Source organism: Hymenobacter armeniacus (genome assembly GCF_014699055.1).
In the GTDB taxonomy this organism is placed as follows: Bacteria; Bacteroidota; Bacteroidia; order Cytophagales; family Hymenobacteraceae; genus Hymenobacter; species Hymenobacter armeniacus.
In genome coordinates this window covers 133,639-155,171 of sequence record NZ_JACXAC010000003.1, presented here as the reverse complement: position 1 = coordinate 155,171, position 21,533 = coordinate 133,639, and the positions used below count along the sequence as shown (strand labels likewise).

The window sequence follows — 21,533 nt, the reverse complement described above, 5'->3', positions numbered from 1 at the left end:
GGAAGTGCCGTCGCCGGCCGATAATGGCGTTATTTTGTGGCAATGCCGCCCCTCCCCCGCCGAACCTTACCGCTGCTGTACGCCCTGATTTTGGTTGACGTAGTGGTAGGGGCTGCCGTGGGCCCGGTGCTGCCCGATTTTGTGCGCGGCCTGCGCCAGCCGCAGTTGTGGCTGAGCGTGGGCACGGGGCTGTTTCTGGGGGTGCAGCTGTTTTCGGCGCCGCTGCTGGGGCGGCTGGGCGACGGCTACGGGCGCAGGCCCATCTTCATTCTTTCGGCGGTGGGCACGCTGCTGGCCAATGCCCTGCTGCTGCCCGTGCGCGCGGGTTTGTACTTCGCCAACCGCGTGTCCGACGGCCTCACCAACGGCATGTACGCCACGGCCCGCTCGGCCATCACCGATGCGTCGCCGCCCGAGCGGCTGTTTCGCAACCTGGGCATCGAAGGCGCCATCATTTCGCTGGGCTTCGTGCTGGGGCCCATGGCGGCAGGATTGCTGCTCACGGCCCTGCAGGTGCCCGCCGGCCAGCAGGCCACCTACGTGGTGCGCCTGGCCCTGGCCCTGGCCGCCCTCAACGTGCTGCTGGCCCTCGCCCTGCCCGAAACCCACCAGCAGCGCAACGGCGTGCGCGGCGCCGAGCTGCGCACCGAGCTGGCCCGGAGCATCAACCCGCTCACGCTCTGGGCCCGGCTGAGTGCCAAAAATGCCAGCAACCCCGGCATCCGGCGCATTGTGCTCACGCAGGTGGCCCTCACGCTCAGCACGGGCTACTACTTCTACTTCGTGCCCTTCGCCAGCCTGAGCGCGCTGCGCATGGATGCGCGCGCCATCTCCTACTTCTTCATGTTTTTCGGAGCATTAAGCGTAGGGCTTAATTACGTGTTCTACACCTACTTTGCCGACCGCATCAACCAGCGCCGGGCCATTGTGTGGCTGGCGGCGCTGGGCACGCCGGTGCTGGCCGGCTACGGCCTGGTGGGCACCTCGCGCGTGGCGCTCTACGTCCTGGTCACCCTCGACTGCCTCACGCTTTCGCTCATTCAGGGCCTGCTGGAAGGGCTGCTGGCCCGCCGCACCACCGATACCGACCGCGGCGAGATTTTTGGGCTGAACCAAGCCTTTCAGGGCCTGGCCAGCTTTGGCACCACGCTGGTGTTCGGGGTGCTGTCGGTGCTGGACCTGCGGCTGCCGTGGGCGTGGTTTGCGCTATGCCTGGCCGCAGTGGCCTGGCTGGCGGCACGGCGCCCCCAGCCCCCGCCGCCGGCTGACATTGCTGCGGGCAGGCCGTTTCTGCACTGAATCTGGCTTTGAATAGGCCACGCGGCGCGGCCAATTGCCGCCCGTTCGTAACCTCTGGCCGGCCCAATGGGTTAGCCTTGCACAACCCTTCGCCAGCCCTGCTATTTCGCTTTGATTACGCTCCTTTCCGGCACCAACCGGCCCAACTCGCGCGCCCGCCGCATCGCCAACTATTACCGCACCGTGCTCGCCGGGCTCGGGTCTGAAAGCCAGATTCTGGATTTGGCCGAGCTGCCGGCCGACTTTCTGGCCACGGCCCTCTACGCCAACGTGGGCACCAACCCCGAATTCAACCGCTTGGCCGCCATGCTCGATGCCAGCGACAAGCTGGTCATCATCACCCCCGAATACAACGCCTCGTTTCCCGGCGCGCTCAAAGCGTTCATTGACGGGCTGGCGTATCCGGGCGGCATTGCGGGCAAAAAAGCGGCGCTGGTGGGCCTGAGCAGCGGCGGCCAGGGAGGCCTGCTGGCCATGGCCCACCTCACCGACGTGCTGATGTACCTCGGCACCTCGGTGCTGCCCCAGCGCGTGCGCCTGCCCTTCATCAACCAGGACCTGAACGCCGAAGACGGCCTCAACCACGACCTTTCGCGGCAGCTGCTGCGGGAGCAGGCCAAGGCACTGCTGGCGTTTTAGCCCCCGGCCACCGGCTGCACATCCGCACTCTGCCGGGCCAGCACGCGCCGAAACACCACCCGAAACACCGCGTACAGGACCGCCACCAGCGGCACGGCCGCCAGGGCCCACAGGAGCAGCGCGCCCAACTGGGCACGCCACAGCAGCTTGCCCACCGCCACCCAGCCTTCGTCGTCGATGAGGCGGCGCAGGCCGCCCACGGTGAGGTGCGCCACCCGGTGCCCCTGGCCCAGCAGGATGGCGCCGGCGCGCAGCATGGGAATGAGCAGCGCCAGCTGAAACGCGCTCATGAGGTGAGCCGCCAGCTGCATGGCCGCCACATTGAGCCGCAGCCGTAGCGCCGTGGCCGCGCTCACCACGGTGGTTACGCCAAAGGTGGGCACCAGCCCAAACGCCACCCCCAACGCCACGGTCAGGGCCAGCTTTTCGGGCGAGAGGCCGGCCTTGAGCAGGCCCACAAACGGGTCGATTACTTTGCGCCGAAACCAGGAGTGCGGCGGCGCGGCGGCGGGCGCGGCCACGGGCGGAGAAGGGGTTTCGGGAAGGGGCATAAAGAAAAACAACGGGGCCCTGCACCGGGCCATTCAGCAGCCCGTACCTTCGCCAAGGGGGCGTTCTTTTTACGGCTGCGCTCCAAAATGTTGCCTTTTGGGCGTTATGACAAAGTTAGGTTCTCCGGCCGAGCTGCCGGGCCCCTGGTGGCGCGAGCTGCCCATTTTGCTGCACCGTGCGGGCCGCGAGCTCGGCGCCAACGACCCGCTGCGGCTGGGGGCGGCCACGGCGTTTTTTACGTCGTTTGCGCTGCCGCCCATCCTCATCATCCTCATTGCGGTGCTGGGCTCGCTCTATTCTACCTCGATGGTGCGGCTGCTGCTGCTGAGCAAGCTCAGCACGGTGCTGGGCGCGTCGGCGGCGGGGCTGGTGTCGCAGATTGTGATGAACGTGGCCGACCCGCAGCGCAGCCGCTGGGTGACGTGCGCAGGGTTCGCGTTTCTGGTGTTTGTGGCCACCACGCTGTTCACCATCATTCAGCACTCGCTCAACCAGCTTTGGCAAATTCGGCCCAAGCGGGGCACGGGCAAAGTTTCGCAGGCCCTCCGCGAGCGGGCGCGCTCGGCGGGCATTTTGCTGGCCACGGCCGTGCTGTCGCTGCTGGCTTTTGCCTCCGATGCGGCCCTGGGACTGTTTGCCGAGAGCATCCGGGACTTCGACGCCACCTTCGGCTACTACGTGGTGCGCGTGCTGAACGCGCTGGTAGCCTGGCTGATACTGGCAGCATGGTTCGGGGTCACGTTTCGCACGCTTAGTCTGGCCAAGGTACCGTGGCGGGCCGTCACGCGCGGGGCGGCGCTCACAGCCGTGCTCATCAGCCTGGGCGAAGTGGTGCTGGGCCAGCTGCTGGTGGCCCGCGACCTGGGCCCGGTCTACGGGCCGGCCTCCAGCCTGGTGCTGGTGCTGCTGTTTGTGTTCTATTGCGCCATGATATTCTATTTCGGGGCGGCATTCACCAAAGCCTACGCCCACCGGATTGGGCTGGACATTCGGCCCAAAAAGTCGGCCGTGCGCTACCGGCTGGTGAACGTGGAGGACGAACCCTAAGAAAACGGAGGGGCCGCTTGGATAGGCAGTGAGCCCTTCTTACCAGGCGGCAACGGGGCAGAACGAACGGGTTGTTTAACCGGCCTTTCCCGCTGCCGTACCTTTGCCCCGTGCAAAACCCCGATACCTCCGCCGCTGGCGCCGCCCCGCAAGCCACGCCCTCGCCCAAGCCCGACCTGCAATTCGCCGATTTCGCCCTCTCCCCCGCCCTGCTGGCGGGCGTGGCCGACCTGAATTTCACCCAACCCACCCCCGTGCAGCAGCTGGTGCTGGCCCCGGCTTTGGAGGGGCAAGACGTGGCGGGACAAGCGCCCACCGGCTCGGGCAAAACCGCCGCCTACGGCTTGGCGGTGCTGCAGCAGGTCGACCCCACCTCGGCCACCATGCAGGCCCTGGTGCTGGTGCCGGCCCGCGAGCTGGTGCTGCAGGTGCGCGACGCTCTGCAGCGCCTGGGCAAGCACGTGCCCAACCTGCGCGTGGCCGGCTACTACGGCGGCCACGCCATGCGCGAGGAAGTGAAAGGCCTGCAGCAAATGCCCCACGTGGTGGTGGCCACCCCCGGCCGCATGCTCGACCACTTGGAGCGCCGCACCATCGTCCCCAACCGCCTAAAAGTGCTGGTGCTGGACGAAGCCGACAAGCTGCTGGAACTGGGCTTTCAGGAAGAAATGGCCACCATCATCAGCCGCCTGCCGCAGCGGCGGCAAACGCTGCTGTTCTCGGCCACCATGCCGGATAAGGTGCTGGGCCTGGTGCGCGAGTACCTCACTCGGCCCCGGGTGATGAACGTGGGCGGCTCCAACGCCACCACTCTGCCCGAGAGCCTGGTGCTGCGCGGCCACGTGGTGAGCGCCGCCGACCAGAAGCCTGCCGCCCTGTTCCACCTCATTTCGCAGCCCGACGCGGGCCGCTCGCTGGTATTTGCCAACACCCGCGACCGGGTGGAAGAGCTCACCCGCTTCCTGCGTGGCCGGGGCCTGGCCGCCGAAGCCTTGCACGGCAAAATGCTGCAGCCCGAGCGCGACAAGAGCATGATGAAGCTGCGCAACGGCTCGGCCACCGTGCTGGTGGCCACCGACGTGGCCGCCCGCGGCCTCGACGTGAACGACCTCGACACCGTGGTGCAGTTTGACCCGCCGCACGAGACGGATACCTTCCAGCACCGCGCGGGCCGCACGGCCCGCGCCGGCGCCGTGGGCACGGCCCACCTCATTGTGACGCCGCCCGAGCAGCAGAAAATTCAGCAGTGGCCCACCGCCAAAAACGTGCAATGGGCAGGCCTGCGCCCGCCCGCTCTGCCGGCCGCCGCACCCAAAGCCCCGCGCCCCAGCACCGTCACGCTGCATGTGTCGGCGGGCAAGGGCGAGAAAATCAGCCGGGGCGACCTGGCCGGCGCCTTTGTGAGCGTGGGCGGGCTGGAGCGCGACGCCGTGGGCCGCATCGAAGTGTTTGACCACCACAGCTTCGTGGCCGTGCCCGAGGCACAGGCCGAAGAAGTGCTGGCCCGCATGCAGGGCGCCAAGGTGAAAGGCAAGAAAGTGAAGGTGGCCCTGATTCGGTAAGTAAATAAAGTAAATAACGCCGACTGTCATCCTGAGCGCAGCGAAGGACCTTCTCACGCCTGAAAATGCTGCCGTGAGAAGGTCCTTCGCTGCGCTCAGGATGACAGACGATTTCCAGCCCCGCCAAACTGTCCCATGCGCCTGCTCTTCATCTGCAGCCAGAACAAGTGGCGCAGCCTCACGGCCGAGCGGCTTTTCGACGCCCACTCCCACTACGAAGCCCGCTCGGCCGGCACGGAACCCGGCGCGCGGGTGCGCGTCACGGCCGGGCACCTGGGCTGGGCCGAAACCATCTTCGTGATGGAGCGCCGCCACGCCGACCGGCTGCGCGAGAAATTTGCCGAAGAGCTGCGCGGCAAAACCCTCGTGGTGCTGCGCATTCCCGACAAATACCCGTTTGGCGACCCGGCGCTGATTGCGCTGCTGCGCACGAAGCTGGCCACGCATTTGCCGTTACTTTAGGGGCTTCATTCTACCACATTGCCCCATGCTGCGCCGGCTACTGCCTTTGTTTGCTGCTTTTTTCGGCTTTATTTTTCAGGGCCGCGCCCAGGCCTACGAGCCCGGCCTGCTGGTGCGCGCCACCGGCGACACCCTGCGCGGCGAAATTGAAAACGGCTTTTGGCTGGAACCGCCCGCTTTCATCCGTTTTCGGGCTGCGGCCGGCGCGCCCAGCCAGCTTTTTCAGCCGCGCCAGCTGCGGGCCGTGGTGTTTGCGCAGGGCCGGTATTTCCGGTACGAGTTGCTGCCCCTCAACCACGCCGCCGAAACCAATCTGGCCAAGCTGCCGCGCGGCAACTACTTCGACGTGAAGCAGGACTCGCTGCTGGCCGAAGTGCTGGTAGACGGCCCGGCCGGCTTGCAACGCGTGGTGCAGCCCGGCGCCGTGCACTACTACGTGAGCGCGCCCGGCCAGCCCGTGCTGGAGCTGAGCGACCGGAAATACCTGCGCATGAACCAGAACGGCTCGTGGGAAGTGGCCGACGGCAACAACTACCGGAACCTGCTGGCCCTGTATTTTGGCCCCTGCCCGGCGGCTGCGCAGGCGGCCGAGCGGGCTCCCTTCACCGCCGCCGGGCTGGCCGCGGTGGTGCAGGCCTACAACGCTACGTGCAGCCCCGCCAAGCAGGCGGGCCGCAGCTGGCTGGCCACGGCCAAGCCGCGCCGCCGCATGTCGCTGCAGGGCGGCGTGCTGGCCGGCGCGCGCTACAACCGCATTGAAAATATGACGGGTTTCACCGACGGGGCCTGCGTCGACTGCCGGGTGAGGCCCTTTGGCGGCCTGTACGCCGAGCTTTTTCAGCCCAGCCGCACGGCAGCGGTGTATGGTGAACTGAGCCTGAGCCCCTACAGCAACCAACTGCTGTACTACAACGGCTATTCGAGCTCTGGGACGCAGTACTTTGCCGTCGACTACTGGGCGCTGCTGGGCACGGCGCGGCTGGGCCTGCGCTTCTACTTTCCGCTGCCGCGCGAAAAGCAGTTTATGCTGGGCATGGGCTATGAGTTGAACAGCATCATTCGGGCCCGAGTGAACAGCACGGGCACCGCGCTACCCAACGACTTGGGCACCAAAGACCTGTACGCCGCGCCCACCATATTGCCCAACCTGACGCTGGGCTGGCGCAGCGGGCGCACCACCATCAGCGCCGATGGCCAGAGCTACCGCAATAACGCCGGCAGCTTCGACCTCTTTTCCAACTTGGTCGGCTCAAACTACGCCCTGCGCCTGGCCCTGGCCTACCGCCTGGGCCGCAACCACGACGCCCCCGCGCCGCGCCCCACCGGGGGCAACTAGCGTCATACTTTCTATTCTCCTGCCCTCCTTCTCCGTCGCGCATGCCCGTACGTCTACTTTTTCTGCTTTTACTCTTTACGGGCGCTATCACCCAAAGCACGGCCCAAGCTTATGAGCCCGGCCTGCTGGTGCGCGCCAACGGCGACACGCTGCGCGGCGAAATCGAAAACAGTTTTTGGCTCGACCCGCCCAAGTTCATTCATTTCCGCCCCACTGCCACGGCCGATGCCGTGACGCTACTGCCGCGCCACCTGCGCACCGTGCTGTTTGCCGGGGGCCGGTATTTCCGGTTCGAAGCCCTGCCCATCGACCACGCCGCCGAAACCCGCCTCGACCGCCTGCCCAAAGGCTACCATCCCGACGTGCGCACGGATTCTCTGCTGGCCGAAGTGCTGCTGGAAGGGCCCGCTTCGCTGCTGCGGGTGGTGCGCTACAGCGCCACGCACTATTTCGTGCGGCGCCCTGGCCAGCCCGTGCTCGACCTCAGCGGGCGCAACTACTTGCGCGCGAGCTCAATGGGCAAGATGGTGGTGGTCGACGCCAATAATTACCAGGCGCAGCTGGAACAGTATTTCGGCGATTGCCCGGCCGCGAGCTCGGCCGCCCGCGCCGCGGCCTTCACGCCCGAGGGGCTGGCCCGCGTGGTGCTGGCCTACAATGAATCCTGCGCGGCTGAACGTGCGCCCACGGCCTCGTGGGTGGCGCAGGCCATCAGCCAAAAGCGGCCCGCGTTTCAGGCCGGCGTGGTGGCCGGAGGCCGCTCCCTGAAGCTGGGCGGATACGGCACGGGCGAGCGGCAAAACAGCCCGTTTGCCGGCGTGTATGGCGAAATATTTTTGCCCAACCGCTCCATATCGGTGTACAGCGACTTGAGCGTGAGCTTGTTCGACGGCAAGGGCCGGACGCTGGCGTACACGAGCGAGCGGACGGTCATCATCGACAATAAGCTCGTGACGGTGTCCGAACCCGTGTATAGCGCCTTTGCCTACCGCGCGGGGCTGGCCTCGGGCCGGGTGGGCCTGCGGTTTCATTTTCGGTCGCGGCGGCCGCAGCGGCTGTTTGTGGGGTTTGGCGTGGAGGGCAATCGGATTTTTGCGCCTAACGTCCGCATCACCGACGGCCCGGCGGCCACGCCCAATGACGAGGACCTCAGCAAACCCACCATGCCATTCATTCCGGAGCTCGGCCTGGGCTGGCGCAACCAGCGCGTGGCCGTGAGCCTTGATGCCCTGGTCGTTGCCGCGATGCGCCTGGGACTAACTTACCGCCTCAGTCGCAATCCAGACGTAGCCAAAGCCACCGCTGTCGCCCGGCCCTAACCCAACCCCAGCGGGCCGGCACCGTACCAGCGGCCATGCCTTATTTGATTTCCCTGGCCGTGCTGGCGGCCGTGCTCTACGCCTTTTACCGCTACGCCACCGCCGACAGCCGACGCCGCACCGAGGCCCTGGCCGAAGAATTTCCGGCCGCCTGGCGCCAGATTCTGGCCGAGCGGGTAGCATTTTACCTGTCGCTCACCAAGAAGGAAAAGGTGCGGTTTGAGAAGCAGGTGCAGGTTTTTCTGGCCAGCACGCGCATCACGGGCGTGCAAACGGAGGTCGACGACGTCACGCGCCTGCTGGTGGCGGCCTCGGCCCTGATTCCGGTGTTCGGCTTTCCGGAGTGGGAATACGGCAATCTGGGCGAGGTGCTCATCGTGCCCGATGCCTGGAAGCTGGAAAACGACCCCGACAAGGAGGTGAAGCCGCTGCAAGGCACGCTGCTGGGCTCGGTGCAGAACTTCCAAAACCAGCACTATATGCGCCTTTCGAAAGCGTCGCTGGAACAGGGCTTCCGCGACGGGCTGGACCGCCAGAACGTGGGCATCCACGAATTTGCTCACCTGCTCGATGAGGCCGACGGCGTGATTGACGGCCTGCCCAAAGCCGCCCTGCCGCCCGAGCTGCTGCAGCCCTGGGCCGCCGTGATGCAGCGCGAAATTGCCGCTATTCAAGCCGGCAAGTCCGAAATCAACCCCTACGCCGCCACCAACGAGGCCGAGTTTTTTGCCGTGGTCACGGAGTATTTCTTTGAGAAGCCCGAAAAGCTGCAGGAAAACCACCCCGAGCTGTACGAGCTGCTGAGCCGGGCCTTCCGCCAAAACCCCAAAAAGCGCTTCCTGCGCTTTGCCACCGACCCACGCGAATGGCTGAAAACCCTGCGCAGCCGCCGCAAGTTTGGCCGCAACGACCCGTGCCCGTGCGGCAGCGGCAAGAAGTACAAGGAATGCCACTTGGGGCAGGCGCAAACTGCTTGAACGTCATGCTGAGCTGGTCGAAGCACCTCTACCGTGGAGGTAAATCAATTACTCTCGCGGGAGAGATGCTTCGACCAGCTCAGCATGACGCACCTTTTTTCATTGGCAAAATGCATTTCTTTGCCCCATGAAAAAGCACCTGCTTCCCCTCATGGCCGCTGCCACGCTGGCGGCCTGCGCGCCCACCGCGAAAACACCCGTGGCCACCACGCCGGCCGCCCCGATGGCCCCCACCGTGCCGCCCACAGCCCCCGATTACCGCGCCCAGGCGCAGCAATTTCTGGACGGCTACAACGCCGACTACGTGCGCCTCTACACCGCGTCGAGCGAGGCCGAGTGGCGCTCAAACACGCACATCGTGGCCGGCGACACGGCCAACGCCGGCGCCACCACCCGCGCCAACCAGCGCATGGCCGCCTTCACCGGCAGCGCCGACAACATCCGCCAGCTGCGCGAGCTGCTGAGCCACAAAGCCGACCTCACCGAGCTGCAGGTGAAGCAGCTGGAAACGGCTCTCTACAACGCCGCCAACAACCCCCAAACCGTGGCCGACGTGGTGAAAAAGCGCATCAGCGCCGAAGCCGCGCAGACGGAAAAGCTCTACGGCTTCGACTATAAGTACGCCGGCAAATCCGTGACGACCAACGACCTCGACGAGCTGCTGCGCAAGGAAACCAACCCACAGAAGCGCCAGCAGGTGTGGGAAGCCAGCAAGGCCATCGGCCCCACCCTGAAAGACGGCCTGCTGAACCTGCGCGACCTGCGCAACCAGACCGTGCAGGCCCTGGGCTATCCAGACTACTTCACCTACCAGGCCAGCGACTACGGCCTGACCCGGGACGAAATGATGGCCCTGGTGCGCAAAATCAACGACGAGCTGCGCCCGCTCTACCGCGAGCTGCACACCTACGCCCGCTACGAGCTGGCCAAGAAATACCACGTGAAGCAGGTGCCCGACTACCTGCCCGCCCACTGGCTGCCCAACCGCTGGGGCCAGAGCTGGGGCTCGATGGTGGACGTGAAAGGCCTGAACCTCGACGCCGTGCTGGCCAAAAAAGGTGCCGAGTGGCAGGTGAAGCAGGGCGAGCGGTTTTACCAGAGCCTGGGCTTTCCGGCGCTGCCGGCTTCGTTTTACGAGAAAAGCAGCCTCTACCCGCTGCCCAAAGACGCCACCTACAAAAAGAACAACCACGCCTCGGCCTGGCACATCGACCTCAACAACGACCTGCGCAGCCTGATGAGCGTGGAGGCCAACACCGAGTGGTACGAAACCGCCCACCACGAGCTGGGCCACATTTTCTACTACCAGTCCTACTCCAACCCCGACGTGCCGCCGCTGCTCCGCCAGGGCGCCAACCGCGCCTACCACGAAGCCTTTGGTTCGATGATGGGCCTGGCCGCCAAGCAGCAACCCTTCCTGGAAGGCCTGGGCCTGGTGAAGCCGGGCACCAAAACCGACCAGACCCAGCAGCTGCTCAAGGAAGCGCTGGACTACGTGGTGTTCATCCCCTTCGCCTCGGGCGTGATGAGCGAATGGGAAAACAGCTTCTACGCCGACAAGCTGCCCGCCGACCAGCTCAACGCCAAGTGGTGGGCCCTGAGCAAGCAGTACCAGGGGATGGTGCCGCCCACCGCGCGCGGCGAAAACTACCTCGACCCGGCCACCAAAACCCACATCAACGACGACCCCGCGCAGTACTACGACTACGCCCTGAGCTACGTCATCTTGTTCCAGCTGCACGACCACATTGCCAAAAACATCCTGCACCAAGACCCGCACGCCACCAACTATTACGGCAGCAAGGAAGTGGGCCAGTTCCTGCGCGACATCATGCGCCCTGGCTCCAGCCGCGACTGGCGCGTGGTGCTGAAAGAGAAAACCGGCGAGGACCTCTCGGCCCGCGCCATGGTCGACTACTTCCAGCCGCTGATGGCCTACCTGAAAGCCCAAAACAAAGGCCGGAAATACACCATGTAAGCTGCCATAGCCAGCATAAAAAAGGCCGACTCTTACACAGAGTCGGCCTTTTTGCGTTTTTGTATTGTTGCGCCAGCTACGGCAGCAGCACGCGGTCGATGACGTGCACCACGCCGTTGGTGCATTGCACGTCGGGAATCACCATGTTGGCCGGGGTAGCATTGCCGTTGCCTTTGGCCGTGAGCACGCCGTTGGTGAAGGCGCCCAGCGCAATGGGGCCGCCGGCCGCGGCGATGGTGGAATTTTCGGGCAGTTCGGGCGTGAACTTGCCGCCCTGCGTGCCGCCCACCACCACGTGGTTGAGCAGTACCGCCGTGACCGTGGCCACGGGCAGCTTGCGGATGTCGGCGGGCACGTTGAGCGGCACGTTTAGCAAGACACCCAGGTCCTTAAACGCTTGGTCGGTGGGCGCAAAAACGGTGAGCTTGGCGCTGCCAGGCGTGCCCGTCAGGGCCGACTGCAGGTTGCAGTACACCACGGCTTCAACCAAAAAAGTGAGCTCGGGCTTCACAAACACGCTGCCGCTTTGCAGGGCCAGGGCCGAGTTGAGCACGTCGGCGCCCGTGGCCAGCAGCACTTTGTCGATGGGGTGAATGAGGCCGTTGGCCGCCTGCACGTCCTTGCCGAGAATCTTCGAGCCGTTGACGTACTGGCTGCCGTCGGGGCGCTGAATGATGCGGCGCGTGAGGCCCAACGCCGAGGCCGACGTGCTGCCCGGCGCGAGGGCGCCGCCCGGCAGCGTGCCGCTGAACACGTGGTAAAACAGCGTGTTGCGCAGGAACGGCTGCTGCAGGGCCGTCAGGTCGGCGGCCGAGTTGAGGCCCAGGCGGGCAAAGGCCGCGTTGGTGGGGGCAAACACGGTGAAGTTGCCGGAAGGGTCGGCTTCGTTTTTGTTGCCGAGCAGCACGGCCACGTCGCCGCGAATGGCGGCGTCTTCCAGCGTCTGGAAATCGGGGTTGGTGACGGCGATGTTTGTTATGGTTGGCGCCACTTCGCTGTTCTTGGCGCAGCCACCCAATGCCAAAAGTGCCAGAAGCAGCACGCCGGCTTTAGAAGGGAAATAATTTTTCATCGGGTAAATCGTAAGGTTCATCGGGCAAATAGAGTTGTTGGCCATACTAGGTTGAATACAAACGCATTTCGCGGGCCGTCGGATTGCGCTAAGGTAAATCCGAAGCCCTGAATCAGCCCGTAAATTGCGCCATTGATGCTTTGCAGCAATTACCCATTCACTCGCACGCGCCCTCTTACTTCTTAAGCATTCTTGATATTATGCAAAAATACGTTACCCTGGCTGTTGCCTCGCTCCTGCTGGCGGCTTCCGCTCCAGCCGCTCGCGCCCAAAGCTTGGTGAGCGGCTTTATGGCGGGCAAACACCACGGCTCGGTGGTGGTGTCGGGCACCACCGAAAGCTACACCAGTGCCTACCTGGCCCCGGAAAAAATTGAGGGCGTGCCCATCTTTCAGGAAGTGCGCGTCAACTCCGTGAACCTCTACGGCACCTACGGCCTCTCCGACAAGGTGGACGTGGTGCTCAGCCTGCCCTATATCCAGTCGAAGGGCAAAGCGCCGGGCACCGTGATTAACGACCTGAACGCGCTGTATTCCACCCAGGGCTACACCAACGTGCGCCAAGGCTTTCAGGACGTGACGGCGCTGTTCAAGTTCAAAACTTACAGCCGCGAGCTGGGCAGCAGCATTCTCGACTTGCTCGGGGTGGTCAGCTTCAGCACGCCCCTGAGCAACTACCAGAGCAACACCGGCTACGGCTACATCATCGCCATCGGCAACCGCGCCACCAAGTACACGGCCGCCGGCGTGGCGCACCTCAAAACGGCGTCGGGCGTGTTTGCCACCGGCCAAATTGGCTACAGCCTGCGCACCGGCCCGGTGCCCCACGCCCTCATCGGCGAAGCCAAAATCGGCTATGCCGGCCCCAAAACCTACGTAGAAGGCTTTGCCTCCTTCCAGGAATCGAACGGTGGCACCGACATTTCAGAAACAGGCTTTACCGGATTTTTTCCGTCTACGCGCGTCAACTACGTGCGCCTCGGGGCCAGCGCCTACCGCCCCATTGCCAACGGCTTCGGCCTCACGCTGGGCGCCAGCACCTACGTGGCCGGCCGCAACATCGGCAAGTCGACCGGCTTCTCGGCGGGCGTCACGTATAATTTCTAGCCGTTTGGCACCGAACAAAAAAAAGCCGGCCCCTGGAGGCCGGCTTTTTTGTTCGGTGACGCATTGGAGAGCTAGTAGTTCGACTCGCTCGAAGGCAGGTCAATCAGGATGAACTGGGCGTCCTTGCTGGCGCGCACATGCACCACGTCGTCGTTGGTCATGCGGGCCTGGTCGTTGGGGCCGAGCTCGGTGCCGTTCACGAAAATCACGCCTTCTTTCACGTAAATGAAGGTGAGGCGAATGGGAAACGTCTTGAACTCGATTTCCTTGCCGCAGTCCAGGTTGGCCCAGTATACGGTGCTGTTGGAGTTCATGTACACCACGTCTTCCAGCACTTTCTGGCCGGTCACGAGGGGCACCAGCTCGTTCTTGTTGCCGCTGATGAAACCAATGTCTTTCTGTTCGTAGCTGGGCGCCAGGCCTTTCTGGCCGGGAATGAACCACAACTGGTAGAGGTGCAGGGGCTTGTCTTGGCGGTTGAATTCGGAGTGGGCCAGCCCGGTGCCGGCGGTCATGCGCTGCACTTCGCCGGCTTTGATGGTGGTTTTGTTGCCCATCGTGTCTTGGTGCTGGATTTCGCCTTCGAGCACCAGCGTCACGATTTCCATCTCCGAATGCGGGTGCTGCGGAAAGCCCGACTGCGGCGCCACGCTGTCGTCGTTGAACACCCGGAGCGGGCCAAAATGCATATTGTCGCGGTCGAAATAATCGGCGAACGAAAACAGAAAATAGCTGCTGAGCCAGGCGGCGGGGGCAGCGTGGTGGCGGTCGGCAGCGGAAAGGTATTTGAGCATAGAGGGTGGCGCGTGAGGGTGGGCGTGCCCCGCATACGCGCCAGTTGCCTCAGAAGTTAGGCCCAGCAAACGGCAAAGCCCTGCCGCAGGCGCGACAGGGCTTTGTGAGGACAAGAAAACGGCCGAGCCAAATGCCTCGGCTACGCGCGGCATGACGGGTTACGCTTGCGCTCTACTGGCTACGCCCTTTTCAGCAGCGCCACCTGCTGCTGCAGGTCGAGCACGAGGCTGGCCACGCGCTCCAGCGAGAGCTCGGCAATCGGGAACGTGCTGCTGATGTAGCTCTTGGCTTCCCAGATTTCGAGCACGTCGTCCACGTTCAGGTCGTAAGGCGAGAAGTTGGGGTTGTCGGAGTGCAGCACAAACATGGCCCCGGAGCGCAGCTTGTTGAAAAGGCGCTTGAACACGATGCCTTCGCGCTTGCTCACCACGATGCACGGCGTGCCGTCCTTGATGGTGCTCCAGTCCTCCACGTAGCGGCCCACGATGACCGTGCCGCTGGCAATGGGCAGCATGGAGTCGCCCGCAATTTCGAAGGCTCGGTACGTGCCCGTGTTCGAGAGCATGGGCAGGCGGAACTTGGGCAGCACCTCCAGGTACTCGGGGTCGGCGTAGCCGTTGAGGTAGCCGGCGGCGGCCTTTTGGGGCACCCACTCGATGTTTTCGTTCTGGTCCTTGTCCACGGTCAGGGCCAGGATGCGGAGCTTGCCGCCGGCCGGCGTGGTGGGCGGGTCGGTGTCGTCTTCGGCGCCGCTGGCTTCGGGGGCCGGCACCGAGCCAATAATCTTGGCGTTCTTCTTCTTGCTGAAGTCGGTGGTCACGAGCTGGTCGAGCGTGATGCCGAACAAGCGAGCCATGTTGACGAGCGTAGCGAGGCGGGGCTCGGCGCGGCCTTCTTCGTAGGCGCCCACCAAGGAGCGTTTGATGCCGAGCTTGTCGGCCATCTGGGCTTGCGTGAGGGCGAGCTCGCGCCGGCAAAACTTGAGGTTGGTATTAATCATCGGGAGGGGCAGCGGCCGGGAATGGCGTTGGTTTCAACGCGAATTCGGCTGGTGAAGTTAGCAACGCAAGTGCGAAGTTACTAATTCACTTAGCTAATAATTTTCTGCCCACCACTTTAGCGTCGAGCCAGTTGTCGCTCGGCCCACCATTCGTCGTTTTTCCAGAAGTCGTTCCAGCCCACGCGGGCGTATTTGGGGTTCACGAACGAGTTGCGCTCGCCGATGTCGAAACGCGCAAGCACCTGCCGCGTCACGGCCGTGCCCTGCTTCCAGAGGGCGGGCACGGCGGTTTCGGCGGTGGCGTCTTCGCGCCACTGGCCGTCGAAGAGCAGGCCGCCGTTGCGCGTGGCCGGGTTGTGGGTGTAGGTGGCCAGTTGGGCGCGGTGGCCGGGCGCGAGGGTAAAATCCAGGGCCAGGCGGCCGTCGAACTGGCCGCCCAGGCCGTGCGGGCTGGTGGCTTGCAGGGCAAAGCTGCCCGTGGCGCAGTAGGTGGGCACTTTGGTTTCGCTGTCTTCGGCGTACCCGGCCTGCTCATTGGGCAGGCGCTGCACCTGCTGCAGCTCGATGCTGCCGCGGAAGGGCGTCACGTCGCCGTAGCAGCGAAACTTGCCGGCCACCAGGTAGCGGCCGGGGCTTTTGGCATCGGCCCGCACGGTGGTGAACACGAATTCGAGCCGCCGCCCGTCGTAGCCGAAGCAGCCGTTGAGCACGTCCTCGGTGCCGCTTTGGGGCTGGTGCTGCCACAGCTTGCCCAGGTTGGCGCGGGCCAGCAGGGCATGGCGGGCGGCGTTGGAGAGGATGGCGCCGGGCGCGGCCAGGGCGGCCGTGGTGGCTTTGGCGGCGGGTCCGGGCACCGGCGACAGGACGTTGAGGTGCAGGGTGCCCAGCAGCGCCGGAGCCGTGAAAAGCAAGGAGTACCGCATATGCCCGTAAGTGAAGGAAGTGAGTGCCCAGCTATATTGCTAGATGGCGCTTGTGCTCTCCTAACGTGGGGTGTGCGGCTTTAGTATTAGAGCGTGAGCGAGGGTTTGGGCGAGTCGGCCCACCATTCGTCGTTTTCCCAAACCTCGTTCCAGCCCAGCTTGGCGTATTTGGGGTTGACTTCGCCACCCCGGTCGCCGATGCCGAAATCTTTGTACACCTCGGGAGCAGCGGCAAACACGTCAGCGGCTACCACAAACGTCTTTACTTCCCGGGTCGTCAGGTTGCGCCGCGCGCCGTGCACGAGCATTTCGCTACCGTTGGCAGGCACGCCTTTATGCACAAACGGGGCCGTGACGTACCCCAGCCGACCACGGCTGGCAACGTGAAAATTGAGCACGGCTTCTCCGCGAAATACGCCGCTATTTGGGGCCGCTGCTTCCTGAATTGCCAGTTCGGCGCGCAGGGTGTAGGGATGCGACAGCCGCCGGGCGCGCTCATACTGCGCCTCTGCCGAATCGTTGGCGGCCGCTTCCGTCAGGGTCGAATCTTGCTGCTGAGACGTGAATTCATCATAATCCCAGGGCGCCTCCAAATCGGCAATCTGCCGCACCGTGAGTGTGCCCTCGAACGGCCGGATATTTTTCCGGTAGCGGCATTTGCCCCGCACGTGGTACACCTCGGGGTGCCGGGCATCGCGCTGCACGCTGGTAAAAGCCAGCGCAAACCGGTAATGGTCGGGGCCAAAGAAACCCTGCAGCGTTGGGTTCTCCCGGCGATATTGGGTATCGCCCTGCCACAGCTTCGATAAGTCGATTTCGCGCAGCAGCTGCCGCATGGGCCCTGTGAGCGTATCGGCAGCGGCGAATAGCGACGGCAACGCTTTTTCGCCGGCTTTGGCCACTAGAACGGGCGCGCTGGCAGCTACCGCAACATTGGTGGCGACCGGTTTCTGCTGTTGGCAGGCAGCCAGCAGGCCAGCCAGTAAAAACGGGTAGAACGTTTGCTTCATGCCGCCAATTTACTGCGCAGCTCCGGCATGAACTCGCGCAGGAAATACCGCCCCAGCCCTGTTTCCAGCAGAATTTCCATCCCTATCAAATTGCCCACCCACGAAAGCCACGTCACCGTCAGATACGTCTCAATGGGCTTGGTTTCGAACACGTAATACATCACGTAGCTTTCGCCGCGCAACGCTAGTGCCGCCAGCGTCACGGCGAAGCTGCGCAGCATCCAGTCCACGTGCAGGCTCCACTGGCGCTGGCGGGCGGCCTGGTAGGCCCGCCAAGTGCAGCCCCACCACACCAGGCACTGCAGCGTGAAGCCCACCTGGGCCGCCAGCCCGCCGTTGGCAAAGCGGGCCAGAATGAGACCCGACGGCGCCGCCAGGGCCAGAATACCGATGACGTAGCCCTTGCCCAGCTGCCGGTGCAGCCCCGGCCCGCGCCGCGCCAGCACCGGCAGAAACTGCAGCAACCCCAACACCAACACCACCAGGCTGGTGGTGATGTGCACGTAGAACCCCAGTCGGAAAAACGGGTTGTCGTTGGTTTCGTCGCTTTTGGTAGTGAGGAAGTTAATGCCCTTTTCAAAGGTGTAGTAGGGCAGCGTTTTGGTGAGCATCAGGCCCGCGAAGGCGGCGATGAAAGCGGCGGCAAGAAAGAGGACGATTTTTCGGAGCATAAAAGCAGCGCGTTCGGGCGATAACCGGCAAATAAACTGAAGCGGCCCGCCGTGGGTACCGGCGGGCCTGCTTGCAACATTGACTTATCGGAATTATTGCCCGCGCAGGCGCTTGTGGTACAGCGCGGCCATGCGCAGCTGGAAGTAGTCGTACTTCTCGCGCAGGTGGTCGAACAGGTCGCGCAGCGACGCCTCGTTGCCGAGCTGGGCGCGGGCCGTAAGGATTTCGGCCAGCTCCGAGTCGCTCACGAAGTCGTGGATGCGCAGCTCGCGGCCCTTGGCGTAGGCCGTGTAGAGGTGCGTTTTCACGGTGCTCAGGGCCAGGCCGCGGCGCTCGGAGATGTCCTCCGGCGTGAGGCCCATGTGGTGAAACTGCACGGTGGCGTCCTCGGAGTCGCCTGCCGACTTTTCGGTTTTCTCGGCCTTGGCCAGGCGCGGGCGCGGCTCGTTGAACATGCTGTCCGAATCGGACGGCACGTACTGCCCGCCGCCGTCCTCCAGAATCAGCTTGATGAAGGCCTCGCCGTAGGTTTCGAACTTCTTCATGCCCACGCCCGAAATGCCCAGCATGCCCACGCGGTTGACGGGCCGCTCGGCGGCCATTTCCTGCAGCGTGGCGTCCGAAAACACTACGTAAGGCGGCACGCCCTGCTCGTCGGCAATGGCCTTGCGGAGCCGGCGCAGCTTCTCAAACAGCTGCGCCTCGGGCGTGCCGATGGTGGCCGTGGAAGCAGCGTTGGCAGCCTTCTTGCTGGCGCGGGTGGGCTTTTCGGCCTTCTCGGCGGGCTGGAACTTCTTGAGCGGCAGCGCGAGCTGGCCCTTCAGCACTTGGTGGCCGCGCTCGGTGATTTTCAGGGCGTAGCCTTCCTCGTAGGCGATGTAAAACAGCCCGTCGTTCAGCATCTGGTGGATGTAGCTGTACCAGTCGAGGTAGGGCAAATCGGAGCCGGCGCCGTAGGTTTTTATCTGGTCGTAGCCGCCCTGTAGCACGGCCTGGTTGCGCATGCCGCGCAAGATGTCAATCAGCAGGTTGATGGCCACCCGCTCGCGGCTGCGAAACACGGCCGAAAGGGCTTTCTGGGCAATGAGGGTGCCGTCGAAGGTGGTGGGCGGGTTGCGGCAGATGTCGCAGTTGCCGCAGTCCTGCGGCAGCGTTTCGGAGAAGTAGTTGAGCAGGATTTTGCGGCGGCAACTGGCGGCTTCGGCAAACTGCTGCATGCGCTCCAGCTTGGCGGTGTTGAGCTGGGCCTGGCGCGCGGGCACGTCCTTGGTCACCATCTCGCGCATCTGCATCACGTCGGCGAAGCTGTAGAACAGGATGGCGGTGCTGGGCGCGCCGTCGCGCCCGGCCCGGCCGATTTCTTGGTAGTAGCCTTCGATGTTTTTGGGCAAGTTGTAGTGCATCACCCAGCGCACGTTGCTCTTGTCGATGCCCATGCCGAAGGCAATGGTGGCCACGATGACCTGCAAATCGTCCTGCAAAAAGGCTTCCTGCACCTTGCCGCGCTGCAGGGGTGTCATGCCAGCGTGGTAGTGGCCGGCCTTCACGCCCTTGGCGATGAGCTTCTGGGCCACGGTTTCGCAGGTTTTGCGCGAAAGGCAGTAAATGATGCCCGGGTCCTGCGGGTGGCGGGCAATGTAGTCGAGCACCGAGCCCATGCGGTCCTGGCCCGGCCGCACCAGCAGGTTGATGTTGGGCCGGTCAAAGCTGGAGAGGAACACCCGGGGCTCGTGCAGGTTGAGTTGGGTGATGATGTCGCGCTTGGTGAGGCGGTCGGCCGTGGCCGTGAGGGCGATGATGGGCGTGTTGGGGAAGTGCGTCCGCAGCGCGCCGAGTTGGGTGTACTCGGGCCGAAAATCATGGCCCCAGCTCGAAATGCAGTGGGCCTCGTCGATGGCAAACAGGCTGATGTTTACCCGGTTCAGAAACTGCAAGAAGCCGTCGCTTAGCAGCTTTTCCGGCGACACGTACAGCAGCTTCAGGTGCCCGCTCACGGCCGCCCGCGCAATGTCGTTGGACTCCGACTGCCCCACGCTGCTGTTGATGTAGGCCGCCGCGATGCCGTTGGCTTTCAGGGCTTCCACCTGGTCCTTCATCAACGCAATGAGCGGCGACACCACCACGCAGGTGCCCTCCGACACCACGGCCGGAATCTGGAAGCAGACCGACTTGCCGCCGCCGGTGGGCATGAGCACCACGGTGTCTTTGCCCCCCAGAATGTTCTGGATGATGTCGGCCTGCATGGGCCGGAAATTGTCATAGCCGTAATACCGTTTCAGGGCCTGGCGGGCGGCGGGCAGCAGGTCGGGAGGAGCGGTAGTTAAGGTATCGGACATGACGCAGGCGGAGTAATTAGATAAAAATAACAGGCGGGGCCAGGAAGTTCCAAGCAGATTAGTTTTGGGCCGGGCCCTCGGCCGGTTTGGGTTCACGCTTGGAACCCCGGTACAGCTCATACTTCAACAACCGGCAATCGATGGGGCCATTGAACAGCGGAATGCGCCGCGCCGGCTTCAACCCGATGCTCTTGGCTGCCTCTAGGTTGCCGGTAAAAATGCAGGCGTTGTAGCCCTGAAAGCCCGTTTTCAGCGTATCGCCGATGGTTTTGTAGAGCGCCGCCATCTGAGCCCCCTCTCCTATTCGCTCGCCATACGGCGGGTTGGTGAGCACGATGCCGGGCGCTTCCTTGGCGGGCGCGGCGGCATCTTTCACGTCGCGCACCGAGAGGCGCACGCAGTCCTCCAGCCCGGCGGCGGTGATGTTGGCGGCGGCCATGTCGATGACTTTGGGGTCGAGGTCGGAGCCAGCGAGGTAGGCTTGCGGCTCTTCAAGGCGTTGGGCTTTGGCTTCTTCGCGCACCTGCTCCCAGAGTTTTGGGTCGAAGTCGTACCAGTTTTCAAAGCCGAATTTGCCTTGGTGGAACAGGCCGGGCGCGATGCGCTGGCACATCAGCCCGGCCTCGGTGAGTATGGTGGCCGAGCCGCACAGGGGGTCGATGAGCGGCTGCTTGCCGTCCCAACCCGAGAGCAGCACCAGGCCGGCGGCTAGCACCTCGTTCAGCGGGGCCTCGTTGGTGTGCTGGCGGTAGCCGCGGCGGTGCAGCGAGTCGCCGGCCGCGTCGAGGCTCAGGATGACTTCGTTCTCCGTCATGCGCAGGTGCAGGCGGATGTCGGGGTTGCGGGTGTCGATGCTGGGCCGCTCGCCGGTGCGGGCCCGAAACTGGTCCACAATGGCATCTTTGGTGAGCTGGGCCACGAACAGCGAATGCTCGAACGTGGAGCGGTTCACGACGGGCGTGATGGCGAAGGTTTGGCCGTGGCCGATGAAATCCTGCCAGTCAATGCGGCTCACTTCACGGTAGAGGGCCTTTTCATCGGCGGCGTAAAAAGCGGCGAAGGGCCGCAGCAGGCGTATGGAAAGGCGGCTCCAGAGGGCCACTTCGTAGAGCAGGCGGTGGTCGCCGATGAACTCGACGGCGCGGGAGCCCACGTGCGTGATGTCGGCGCCAAGGTCGTAAAGCTCGTCGGCGAGCAGTTCTTCCAGGCCGAACTGGGTGGTGGCGGTGAGGTGCATAAGTAGCGCGGACTTTGTAGTCCGCGGCCACAAAGGTCGGGAATAGCGCGCGGGGAAAGTCCTTCAACCAGCCCACGCGGCATTGAGCTTCCTTTTTTCTCTATCTACGCGTCCTGGCAATCGTGAATGTTCTTCCGGCGAAAGCATTCATCGCCCTTGAACTCACACTTCTGTCCCCTTGCGTTGATTTGCTATCCGTGCAACCGTCAAG

At 64.1% G+C, this 21,533-nt stretch carries 19 protein-coding genes; 10 read left to right on the top strand and 9 right to left on the bottom strand.

Annotated elements, in window-relative coordinates:
- Positions 1 to 42 precede the first annotated feature (42 nt).
- A complete protein-coding gene (locus IC234_RS09035) occupies positions 43 to 1,299 on the top strand; it encodes an MFS transporter (RefSeq protein ID WP_190923634.1) in 1,257 nt (418 codons plus the stop codon).
- Between the two features lie 111 nt (positions 1,300 to 1,410).
- Complete coding sequence (locus IC234_RS09030) at positions 1,411 to 1,938, top strand: NADPH-dependent FMN reductase (protein WP_190923632.1); 528 nt, start codon at positions 1,411 to 1,413, stop codon at positions 1,936 to 1,938.
- Here IC234_RS09030 and IC234_RS09025 read toward each other — a convergent pair.
- Positions 1,935 to 2,489, bottom strand: coding sequence for a DUF2062 domain-containing protein (locus tag IC234_RS09025; protein WP_190923630.1), 555 nt, complete (start codon positions 2,487 to 2,489; stop codon positions 1,935 to 1,937). The genes IC234_RS09030 and IC234_RS09025 overlap by 4 nt on opposite strands.
- 106 nt (positions 2,490 to 2,595) lie before the next feature.
- Between IC234_RS09025 and IC234_RS09020 the strand changes: the two genes are divergently transcribed.
- The 7 genes from IC234_RS09020 (at position 2,596) to IC234_RS08990 (ending at position 11,171) form a co-directional block, all read left to right on the top strand.
- On the top strand, positions 2,596 to 3,537 hold the full coding sequence (locus tag IC234_RS09020) for a YihY/virulence factor BrkB family protein (protein WP_190923628.1): 942 nt from the start codon (positions 2,596 to 2,598) through the stop codon (positions 3,535 to 3,537).
- A 110-nt stretch (positions 3,538 to 3,647) separates the two neighbouring features.
- Complete coding sequence (locus tag IC234_RS09015) at positions 3,648 to 5,099, top strand: DEAD/DEAH box helicase (RefSeq protein WP_190923626.1); 1,452 nt, start codon at positions 3,648 to 3,650, stop codon at positions 5,097 to 5,099.
- Between the two features lie 135 nt (positions 5,100 to 5,234).
- Positions 5,235 to 5,561 (top strand): low molecular weight protein tyrosine phosphatase family protein, encoded by a 327-nt coding sequence (locus IC234_RS09010; protein WP_190923623.1) that lies wholly within the window; start codon positions 5,235 to 5,237, stop codon positions 5,559 to 5,561.
- A 25-nt stretch (positions 5,562 to 5,586) separates the two neighbouring features.
- Positions 5,587 to 6,897 carry a hypothetical protein gene (locus IC234_RS09005; protein WP_190923621.1) on the top strand — a complete coding sequence of 437 codons (1,311 nt, stop codon included), beginning with the start codon at positions 5,587 to 5,589 and terminating at the stop codon, positions 6,895 to 6,897.
- Between the two features lie 41 nt (positions 6,898 to 6,938).
- Positions 6,939 to 8,216 carry a hypothetical protein gene (locus tag IC234_RS09000; RefSeq protein ID WP_190923619.1) on the top strand — a complete coding sequence of 426 codons (1,278 nt, stop codon included), beginning with the start codon at positions 6,939 to 6,941 and terminating at the stop codon, positions 8,214 to 8,216.
- Positions 8,217 to 8,251: 35 nt separating this feature from the next.
- Positions 8,252 to 9,193, top strand: a complete 942-nt coding sequence (locus IC234_RS08995; RefSeq protein WP_190923617.1) for a M90 family metallopeptidase — start codon at positions 8,252 to 8,254, stop codon at positions 9,191 to 9,193.
- Between the two features lie 127 nt (positions 9,194 to 9,320).
- Positions 9,321 to 11,171: a M2 family metallopeptidase gene (locus IC234_RS08990; protein ID WP_190923614.1), complete on the top strand. Its 1,851-nt coding sequence runs from the start codon at positions 9,321 to 9,323 to the stop codon at positions 11,169 to 11,171.
- Between the two features lie 76 nt (positions 11,172 to 11,247).
- Here the strand turns inward: IC234_RS08990 and IC234_RS08985 are convergent, their stop codons facing one another.
- Entirely contained in the window at positions 11,248 to 12,264 is a 1,017-nt protein-coding gene (locus tag IC234_RS08985) for a fasciclin domain-containing protein (protein WP_223827579.1), read from the bottom strand.
- A gap of 179 nt (positions 12,265 to 12,443) precedes the next feature.
- Here IC234_RS08985 and IC234_RS08980 point away from each other — a divergent pair, with 179 nt between their 5' ends.
- Positions 12,444 to 13,349: a hypothetical protein gene (locus tag IC234_RS08980; protein WP_190923612.1), complete on the top strand. Its 906-nt coding sequence runs from the start codon at positions 12,444 to 12,446 to the stop codon at positions 13,347 to 13,349.
- 71 nt (positions 13,350 to 13,420) lie between these two features.
- Here the strand turns inward: IC234_RS08980 and IC234_RS08975 are convergent, their stop codons facing one another.
- The 7 genes from IC234_RS08975 to IC234_RS08945 form a co-directional block, all read right to left on the bottom strand.
- The gene (locus IC234_RS08975) at positions 13,421 to 14,143 is read right to left on the bottom strand and encodes a pirin family protein (protein ID WP_190923610.1); all 723 of its coding nucleotides are present in this window, start codon (positions 14,141 to 14,143) and stop codon (positions 13,421 to 13,423) included.
- A gap of 179 nt (positions 14,144 to 14,322) precedes the next feature.
- The gene (locus IC234_RS08970) at positions 14,323 to 15,144 is read right to left on the bottom strand and encodes a LexA family transcriptional regulator (protein WP_190923608.1); all 822 of its coding nucleotides are present in this window, start codon (positions 15,142 to 15,144) and stop codon (positions 14,323 to 14,325) included.
- 116 nt (positions 15,145 to 15,260) lie between these two features.
- The gene (locus tag IC234_RS08965) at positions 15,261 to 16,067 is read right to left on the bottom strand and encodes a hypothetical protein (protein ID WP_190923605.1); all 807 of its coding nucleotides are present in this window, start codon (positions 16,065 to 16,067) and stop codon (positions 15,261 to 15,263) included.
- Between the two features lie 86 nt (positions 16,068 to 16,153).
- A complete protein-coding gene (locus tag IC234_RS08960) occupies positions 16,154 to 17,077 on the bottom strand; it encodes a hypothetical protein (RefSeq protein WP_190923603.1) in 924 nt (307 codons plus the stop codon).
- Complete coding sequence (locus tag IC234_RS08955) at positions 17,074 to 17,748, bottom strand: DUF2306 domain-containing protein (RefSeq protein ID WP_190923601.1); 675 nt, start codon at positions 17,746 to 17,748, stop codon at positions 17,074 to 17,076. Before IC234_RS08955 ends, IC234_RS08960 begins: the two co-directional genes overlap by 4 nt.
- Before the next feature lie 93 nt (positions 17,749 to 17,841).
- On the bottom strand, positions 17,842 to 20,085 hold the full coding sequence (recQ, locus tag IC234_RS08950; RefSeq protein ID WP_190923599.1) for a DNA helicase RecQ: 2,244 nt from the start codon (positions 20,083 to 20,085) through the stop codon (positions 17,842 to 17,844).
- A 58-nt stretch (positions 20,086 to 20,143) separates the two neighbouring features.
- Entirely contained in the window at positions 20,144 to 21,322 is a 1,179-nt protein-coding gene (locus IC234_RS08945) for a THUMP domain-containing class I SAM-dependent RNA methyltransferase (RefSeq protein WP_190923596.1), read from the bottom strand.
- Positions 21,323 to 21,533: the final 211 nt, after the last annotated feature.